General features: G+C 59.1%; 1 protein-coding gene. It reads left to right on the plus strand.

Annotation, left to right across the window (positions count from 1 at the left end; translation table 11 throughout):
- Window positions 1-160 precede the first annotated feature (160 nt).
- Window positions 161-391, plus strand: a 231-nt coding sequence (locus tag AB4Y92_RS26320) for a hypothetical protein (protein WP_441822301.1), incomplete at its 3' end; no start/stop codon positions are given.

The following is a 391-nucleotide window of genomic DNA, read 5'->3' on the forward strand; positions in this document are numbered from 1 at the left end:
CCCGACACCCTTTGCAATAGTTGCGGCACGCTAGACGACCGATTTGGCATGGTCAAGCCGCAAAAGCTCATGGCCGTCAGTTCCGAAAATCCCATGACGAAAGGGAACACTTTTTCAAGAACGGCCTTGCTAAGGTCCTTGCGCGCGAAACGGGGCCGCCATGTATCAGGAAGTGCACACCGAGAATATTGTCGAACGCGCCCATGCGCCAGAAGTGGCCGAACTTCTGCAGCGCTTTGCCCTGCATGCGCCTGGCGCAGGCGGCGTGCCTTACGAGGCGCTGCTCCAGGACCTCATGCCCCGCTTCGGCGACGATCTCATGGTCTGTGTCCCGACCGGAGACGGCGACTATCGCTATGAGCATTACGGCCGCGAAATCACACGCTATGTC

The sequence above is a fragment of the Lysobacter sp. TAB13 genome (assembly GCF_052113885.1).
Lineage (GTDB): Bacteria > Pseudomonadota > Gammaproteobacteria > Xanthomonadales > Xanthomonadaceae > Lysobacter > Lysobacter gummosus.